Here is a 2,432-nt window from a genome sequence, read left to right as displayed (position 1 = left end):
ATAACGGAACAGCTAAAGGCAGAAAACGCCTTAGAATGGACAGGATGCCTCAATAACATAAGGGCTTGTGCGAGGGAGATTGTGGAAAAGGAAATTATTTTTGCATAAACAGATGATTAGTGGCAGGGGGAAATCCTGCCGCTTTTTCTGCTTTAGTTTGTCAGCTTGACAAATAAAGGGTTAAGGAATATAATTAGATTCAGTATTATACAAGGAGTTAATAAATATGCGGCAAGGTATTCTTAAATAAACTGTCAATTTGATAGTGGGAACAAAAAGTAGCAGTCCCGTTTCACTTTTAATATGGGGCTTAGTTTTTTGTACCCAGTTTAAGAATACTTTTATCATGTAATTTTATATGCCCGAAAACATATAAGTGTTTTGGGGCTATTGGAGTTATTTACCCAGTGATAGGAGTATTTATCACTGGGTATTTTTATGCCCTTTTTTGGGTGTTGATAGGAGGAAAATCACATGAAAATAATTAACTTAGGCATTCTGGCTCACGTTGACGCAGGAAAGACAACATTAACGGAAAGTTTATTGTATACCAGTGGTGCAATTGCAGAACTAGGGAGCGTAGATGAAGGCACAACAAGGACAGATACAATGAATTTGGAGCGTCAAAGGGGAATCACTATCCAGACAGCAGTGACATCTTTTCAGTGGGAGGATGTAAAAGTCAACATTATAGATACGCCAGGCCATATGGATTTTTTGGCGGAAGTATACCGTTCTTTATCCGTATTAGACGGAGCAGTATTATTAGTTTCTGCAAAGGATGGCATACAGGCACAGACCCGTATACTGTTTCATGCACTACAGATAATGAAGATTCCGACAATTTTTTTCATCAATAAAATTGACCAAGAGGGGATTGATTTGCCAATGGTATATCGGGAAATGAAAGCAAAGCTTTCTTCGGAAATTATAGTGAAGCAAAAGGTTGGGCAGCATCCCCATATAAATGTAACGGACAATGACGATATGGAACAGTGGGATGCGGTAATTATGGGAAACGATGAACTATTAGAGAAATATATGTCAGGGAAACCGTTTAAAATGTCAGAACTGGAACAGGAAGAAAACAGGAGATTCCAAAACGGAACGTTATTTCCCGTTTATCACGGAAGCGCTAAAAACAATCTGGGGATTCGGCAGCTTATAGAAGTAATTGCCAGTAAATTTTATTCATCAACGCCTGAAGGTCAATCTGAACTATGCGGGCAGGTTTTTAAGATTGAATATTCAGAGAAAAGGCGGCGTTTTGTTTATGTGCGTATATATAGCGGAACATTGCATTTGAGGGATGTTATTAGAATATCTGAAAAAGAGAAAATAAAAATCACAGAGATGTGTGTTCCGACAAACGGTGAATTATATTCATCCGATACAGCCTGCTCTGGTGATATTGTAATTTTACCAAATGATGTTTTGCAGCTAAACAGTATTTTGGGGAACGAAATACTGTTGCCGCAGAGAAAATTTATTGAAAATCCTCTCCCTATGCTCCAAACAACGATTGCAGTAAAGAAATCTGAACAGCGGGAAATATTGCTTGGGGCACTTACAGAAATTTCAGATGGCGACCCTCTTTTAAAATATTATGTGGATACTACAACGCATGAGATTATACTTTCTTTTTTGGGGAATGTGCAGATGGAAGTCATTTGTGCCATCCTTGAGGAAAAATATCATGTGGAGGCAGAAATAAAAGAGCCTACTGTTATATATATGGAAAGACCGCTTAGAAAAGCAGAATATACCATCCACATAGAAGTCCCGCCAAATCCTTTCTGGGCTTCTGTCGGGTTGTCCATAGAGCCGCTCCCTATTGGAAGCGGAGTGCAGTATGAAAGCAGAGTTTCACTTGGATATTTAAATCAATCGTTCCAAAATGCGGTTATGGAGGGGGTTCTTTATGGCTGCGAGCAGGGGCTGTATGGATGGAAAGTGACAGACTGTAAAATCTGTTTTGAATATGGATTGTATTATAGTCCTGTAAGTACCCCCGCAGACTTTCGGCTGCTTTCCCCTATCGTATTGGAGCAGGCTTTAAAAAAAGCAGGGACAGAACTATTAGAGCCATATCTCCACTTTGAAATTTATGCACCGCAGGAATATCTCTCACGGGCGTATCATGATGCTCCAAGGTATTGTGCAGATATTGTAAGTACTCAGATAAAGAATGACGAGGTCATTCTGAAAGGAGAAATCCCTGCTAGATGTATTCAAGAATACAGGAACGATTTAACTTATTTCACAAATGGGCAGGGAGTCTGCTTGACAGAGTTAAAAGGATACCAGCCAGCTATTGGTAAATTTATTTGCCAACCCCGCCGCCCGAATAGCCGTATAGATAAGGTTCGGCATATGTTCCACAAGTTAGCTTAACAGCTTGCAAAAGTCATATAAAATGAGATTTGAAAGGA

Annotated in this window: 2 protein-coding genes; both read left to right on the top strand. The window is 39.4% G+C overall.

Annotated features, from left to right (window positions below):
• A partial coding sequence (locus WKT17_RS16135) for a TnpV protein (protein ID WP_117468935.1) occupies positions 1 to 108 on the top strand: 108 nt, incomplete at its 5' end.
• Between the two features lie 366 nt (positions 109 to 474).
• Positions 475 to 2,394 (top strand): tetracycline resistance ribosomal protection protein Tet(O), encoded by a 1,920-nt coding sequence (tet(O), locus tag WKT17_RS16130; protein WP_000691758.1) that lies wholly within the window; start codon positions 475 to 477, stop codon positions 2,392 to 2,394.
• The last annotated feature ends 38 nt before the right edge of the window (positions 2,395 to 2,432 follow it).

It is taken from the genome of Blautia sp. HCN-20427, assembly GCF_037890365.1.
Taxonomy (GTDB): Bacteria; Bacillota; Clostridia; order Lachnospirales; family Lachnospiraceae; genus Blautia.
The sequence above is the reverse complement of the archived record's forward strand: the minus strand, read 5'-3'. Positions and strand labels throughout refer to the sequence as shown.